The organism is Pseudoalteromonas sp. J010, assembly GCF_003934235.1.
GTDB classification, from domain to species: Bacteria; Pseudomonadota; Gammaproteobacteria; order Enterobacterales; family Alteromonadaceae; genus Pseudoalteromonas; species Pseudoalteromonas peptidolytica.
On the sequence record NZ_RDBW01000063.1, the window covers coordinates 1 to 5,916 of the forward strand.

The following is a 5,916-nucleotide window of genomic DNA, read 5'->3' on the forward strand; positions in this document are numbered from 1 at the left end:
TACTTAATTTTGATTTTCTTTCGAAGTATTCAAACTCAAGTTTTATTTGACTCCCGACTCGTTGGCTCGTTGCTTTTCAGCGTTGCTCCCCGTGTCGGTGGATGCGCATTATAGGGAGATCCGATTTAAGTGCAACCCTTTTTTTGAAGTTTTTCTATTTATTTTTCAAACACGTTTTGACCCACAAAACCCTAACAGCTTATCCACATTTTCTGTGGATAACATGCACTAATTTCAGTTTTTGTTGTTCTTTGTGGTAGATTACCGCCCCATTATTTACTCGTTCTCAGGAAAAGGCTAAATATATGGCTGATATCTTAAACTCGATAAGTGGTCTATTGTGGGGCCATCTACTTATCTATCTATTAATAGCTGCTGGTGTATTTTTCACTGTTAGACTCGGTTTTATTCAATTCACCCAATTCCCGTATATGGTGAAGGTAATGATGCAAAGCCGTGAGGGCGCTGAAGATGGTATCTCTTCTTTCCAGGCATTTTGTACATCATTAGCCGCTCGCGTCGGTACCGGTAATATGGCAGGTGTTGGTGTCGCGCTCTATCTAGGTGGTCCGGGTGCTATATTATGGATGTGGCTTATCGCCTTAATTGGTATGGCGACCAGTTTTGCAGAAAGTTGCTTAGCGCAGTTATATAAGACAAAAGATGATGACGGAAATTTCCGTGGCGGACCTGCTTATTATATGGAGTTGGGTTTAAAACGTAAGTGGATGGGTGTGTTGTTCTCTCTTTGTCTTATTCTCGCATTTGGTTTTGTCTTTAATGCAGTGCAAGCAAACTCCATTGCTGCAGCATTTGAAGTTGCCTTCGATGTGCCCAAGCATATTATGGGTATTGCGTTAGCGGCAGCGGCAGGGATTATCATCTTTGGTGGTTTAAAGACTATTGCACGCTTTGCCGAGCTCGTCGTTCCTTTTATGGCCGTTGCTTATCTTATGCTGGCGCTGTACGTCTGTGCTGTAAACTTTGCGCAGCTGCCTGATATATTCATGTTAATAGTAAAAAGTGCAATGGGTATCGAACAAGCTGGCGCTGGTGCTATTGGCTACGCGGTAATGCAAGCTATGCTTCAAGGGATTAAACGCGGCCTATTCTCAAATGAAGCCGGTATGGGTAGCGCTGCAAACGCAGCAGCAAGTGCAACACCAAATCCGAACCATCCTGCATCGCAAGGTTATGTGCAAATGCTAGGTGTATTTGTAGACACTATAGTGATCTGTACCGCGACAGCTTCGCTTATCCTTTTATCTGGTCAGCTTGAGCCAAACTCTGGCCTGACCGGCATTGAGTTAACGCAATCTGCGTTGGTTCACCATGTAGGTGAATGGGGTGCAACTTTCGTTGCAGTCGCTATTTTATTTTTTGCTTTTACTTCTATTGTTGCCAACTACAGTTACGCAGAAACCAATCTGCTGTTTTTAGATCATCATTCAAAGAAAGGAATGATGGTGTTTAGAGCTTGTGTATTAGGTATGGTCATGTTTGGTGCAGTAAGTGAACTCGGATTAGTTTGGACCCTCGCCGACATTTCAATGGGGTTAATGGCTGTAGTTAACGTGGTTGCACTCTTTATGCTTCGCAAGGTTGTGCTGTGGCTTGCTACCGATTATAAAAAGCAGCTTAAAGCTGGAGTAACCCCCGAGTTTGATCCGAGTACCAACCCTGAAGTAGAAAAAACACTACCAAAAGGTATTTGGACTAAGTAGACCAATACAGCGCACTAATGCTTATATTTAGTGCGCTTTCTTCTTATACGACCCAACGTTAATGAAAACGAACACAAAAATACGCACTTGAGTTCATTTAATGTCCAAACAAACCAACCACTTATTGCCTTTCAAAAAAAAATCCGTATAGTAGTCACCAAGTCGGCATATAGCGCAGCTTGGTAGCGCACTGTCATGGGGTGTCAGGGGTCGCAGGTTCAAATCCTGCTATGCCGACCAGCTTTTCCCTACCCTAATCAATAAGTTATAGCACTTTCCAAACACACAGTCTCTTACTCCGTATCAGCAACATTCTATTATACAGTATCTGGTTTATTTATTCTCACAGAGCTATTCAATTTACAAAATACTAAACATATACGCAGTATTTTACCCCTATTTGTTTTAACACGTATAAAAATCGAACATCTACTGTTATTGAACACAAGAGCTTAATTTATAGAGTTATTTGGGATTGGCGGGTTCAAAAGGTATTCAGTTCAATAGCAAAGCTTAAAAAACAATCAAGTTAAGATAGCTTTTAAAAGCTACAATTTGCAGAGAGGTTTAATCAATGTGTTGCTTCCATTGTGATCTCACAACAAAGAGCGTCCGTTCAGCCATTTAAGTTTTGAATGATTGGCAAGTTACTTTCTACGTTTAGCTCCCGCAGATACGAATCATTCTTAAATTAGTGCTGTCGATTAGTTTTTAGTTGCTCATATTTCAACATTATTTGCACCTAGCAGTTCAAATGAGAGAAAACTCAACATTACTAAATTGAGGGAACGTATGAAACATATTCTATTGTTATTTATTTTAGCTTTGGCAGGCTGTGCTGGGCTGCATTCAATGCCACCTAAAAATTACTCGCATACTGACGACGAGTCGACGTATAGAGTTTTTTTTGACCAATACGGGGACCTATACCCGTCATCATCAGAGGCAATTATGCCGGAACGCAAAACATTTGGCCGAAATTATGCTTTCAGTATCCGAACCTATATGAAAAATACAAATCAAGAATATAACGAAAACACAATAGAAGCACACTATTCAAAGTTGGTGTCATCTATTTCCGATAAGATGAATAAACAGTCAAAGCTTGTTTTACTCATACATGGTTTTAATAACTCATATGAAGAAGCTAACTTATCATTTGAATATATTAAGAGTCATCTTAATTCAAAATCTGACTCGAAATTTATTTTTATAGAAGTCTATTGGGATGGTTTGTTCAAAGGGCCATTCTCTTCGCCTCTTCCACTAGCATATTGGTTTGACTCCCTCACATATTCAAATATTGCTGGACAGGTCGGGCTGAGAAAATTACTCAATAGACTACCCCATAATACTAACTTGACCATAATTACCCATAGTAGAGGAGCTGGAGTTGCCTTTAGTGCTATTTCCAACCCAGTGTACGACAAACATATTATTGTTCCCGAATTCGAAGATTATGCAGGGGACAATATATCTAGTTTAAATATTGTCGCGATTGCTCCAGCCGTTGGAAATGGGCACCCATTAGGTGATCCATCAAGTATTTTGAATCAGAATTCAAGAGTTTTTATTGGATTCAATGAAAATGACCCAGCTCTTCAAAAGTCAAAGGTTGGCTCTGGCAAGTTTGGTGATACTTCTTTAGGCACAGACAATAAGTTTTATTTAAAAGCTGAAAAACTGGCGAACGTACAGCACCTAACACTCCAGCGGGTAGTGTATGAAAATTACAATGAACATGGAATCCGCGGCTATATAGATTTACAGGCACAAACCGACTGCCTTTTTTGGGCTGCAAATTTATTTAACGACCAACCTCAAAATTGCTCTTTAAGTAGATAGAATAGATAACAAATATAGTTATCCAAACTGCTGTTTGAAGTGCTAGATACCACGAAATTTAGCGTCTCGAGCAGCAGTGCGAGGAAAGCCGATATCGGTTTTAAACTCACAGCACAGGCTTTACATAAATTTTAGACCCCCATTATGATGATGTTTACTCAATAACGAGTTTGTTTTAATTTTTTCTACTAGGATGCTGCTGTACAGCCTTACGCCACTTTATTTATATCTTCACACTTACTCGCAATGTATTAGTAACATACCGAATATCTGACAATTTTGGCACATGCGACTGTATATTCAACTTCTTTTCATTGACGTAGTTAAGCAGCTTAATCCAATACTGAAAGTTGCTTGGCTGTAGATGACTTACCAAATAATGATCTCAATCATAGAACATCGCTTTAGTATCCCACTTTTGTAAAAAATACTTCTGACTATAAAGTCTTAGATTTATATTTCTCCAGTCTTAAGCTACCGAGATAAATAATAATGCCAAAAATAGTAGGTAGGGAAATAAAGTTGGATAAGCATAGTATTTTACTTTCAACAACAGACTTGGATAGTCGTATTACTTATGCAAATCAGTCTTTTTGCGAAGTTGCCGGATATACCATTGGGGAAATGTTAGGCCAGCCACATAATTTAGTTCGAAATAAAGATATGCCAAAAGCTGCTTTTAAGAATATGTGGTCTACTATTCAACGTGGTGATTCTTGGATGGGTCCAGTTAAAAATTTAGCGAAAAATGGTGATTATTATTGGGTCAATGCGTTTGTTACACCAATAAAAGACACTAAGGGGGAAATTGTTGAATATCAGTCTGTGAGGACAGCACCAAGTCCTGAGGTAGTAGCGCGAGCACAGAGCACCTATAAAACTCTTGATAATAAATCCAAAATTTACAGGTTTGACAGTACATTAATTATCTTATACCTGTTAGTCGCAACCATCCTTTCACTTGCCCTCGCGCCCGTATTTAATAGTCACTGGTTTACACTATTTCCCGCTTTTTTATTACTAATAGTTACTCTGCTTACACTTAATTTTAGGGCTAAATATGTCCGTGTTCTTGCCCAAGCAAAGTGTATTTTTGATAATGATATTATGTCGACGATATATGGTGGTTCGAAAGATAGGGTTGCAGATATTATACTTGCCTTTGAAATGCAAAAGGCCAAGATTGCCGCCGTAGTCGGACGCGTAAATGATGTATCAATACAAGTGAGTGAGAATGCTCGCCTCACTACAAAAAGTGGCCAATTTGTATCTGAGTTACTAAAACAACAGACTACAGAAACAAAAGAGATGGTAACGTGCATGGGTGAGTTCTCACAGACGATTGATGAACTCTCTGAAAATGTGAATCATGCAGCCGATACAGCCTCAAAGTCTGAACAGCAAGCAGGACTGGGGAAATCAGCAGTCAAAGATGTAATAGATTCAATTCATTATCTTGATACCCACCTAATGGAAGTAAATAATGCAGTTAACCGCTTAGTATCGGGAAACGACAAAATACAAAATATTCTCGGTGTCATCAATTCAATAGCTGACCAAACCAATTTGTTGGCGCTGAACGCCGCTATTGAGGCTGCACGAGCAGGTGATCACGGTAAAGGGTTTTCAGTAGTTGCCGATGAGGTTCGCACTTTGGCACAAAGAACGCAGTCTTCCACAGAAGAAATAACTCAATTACTACAAGAACTGAACGAGATTTCAAATTCTGCAGTCGAATCAGTTCAAAAAAGTAATAATCTGTCGAGCCAAAGTGTCAGCCTAGCGATGAACAATGGCTCTAGTCTGGACACAATTCAGAGCCATGTTATCCGCTTGGCCGATCTAAATCGCAGTGTAGCTGCAGCTATTGAACAGCAAAGCTGTGTTGCCAAGCAAATCAGTATTAACGTCGAGAGCGTAACCACATTGGCTGAAAAAGGTACTGAACATGGAGACAGATCTTTTGAGTTAAGTAAGGAGTTGCTTGCGCAAATTGAACAACAAACTCGGTTGATCCAACAGTTTTCAAAAACTTAATAATTTACCCTAAAGGGTTATCAGATAAGGTATAAACTAGTAAACCTAGATTTCTATTCAAAATCCCACAGAGAGGAGCTTTTTGACTTACTTTGAGTATTAAGTATCGAGTGAACCACCATAAAAGTGCCTTGGTTCACTCTATTTTGCTTAAATTGAATTAGTGTGATTACCAAGGGATACTGACGGTATAAGTACCAAGCGATTTTGACGTAATCACACTATCAATGTTGCCGAGTTTCGGCAAGTTTTGCTAACCGTAACGCAGTAGTATTCATATTTTCTCTTAGCCAGATATTGCGAACGCCGC

General features: G+C 39.4%; 3 protein-coding genes and 1 tRNA gene. All 4 read left to right on the plus strand.

Translation table 11 applies throughout. The features are described 5' to 3' along the window. The first annotated feature begins 305 nt into the window (after positions 1 to 305). The 4 genes from EAG18_RS21860 to EAG18_RS21875 all read left to right on the plus strand — a co-directional run bounded on the left by EAG18_RS21860 (position 306) and on the right by EAG18_RS21875 (position 5,606). Positions 306 to 1,724, plus strand: a complete 1,419-nt coding sequence (locus EAG18_RS21860) for a sodium:alanine symporter family protein (protein WP_125254456.1) — start codon at positions 306 to 308, stop codon at positions 1,722 to 1,724. 163 nt (positions 1,725 to 1,887) lie between these two features. After that, a tRNA-Pro gene (locus EAG18_RS21865) sits at positions 1,888 to 1,964 on the plus strand. 552 nt (positions 1,965 to 2,516) lie between these two features. After that, positions 2,517 to 3,569, plus strand: coding sequence for an alpha/beta hydrolase (locus tag EAG18_RS21870; RefSeq protein ID WP_125254457.1), 1,053 nt, complete (start codon positions 2,517 to 2,519; stop codon positions 3,567 to 3,569). Between the two features lie 522 nt (positions 3,570 to 4,091). Next, positions 4,092 to 5,606: a methyl-accepting chemotaxis protein gene (locus tag EAG18_RS21875; RefSeq protein ID WP_275557367.1), complete on the plus strand. Its 1,515-nt coding sequence runs from the start codon at positions 4,092 to 4,094 to the stop codon at positions 5,604 to 5,606. Positions 5,607 to 5,916 lie beyond the last annotated feature (310 nt).

Coding starts and splice junctions, on each gene's coding strand:
- EAG18_RS21860 (WP_125254456.1), top strand. CDS start 306: ATGGCTGATATCTTAAACTCGATAAGTGGTCTATTGTGGGGCCATCTA.
- EAG18_RS21870 (WP_125254457.1), top strand. CDS start 2,517: ATGAAACATATTCTATTGTTATTTATTTTAGCTTTGGCAGGCTGTGCT.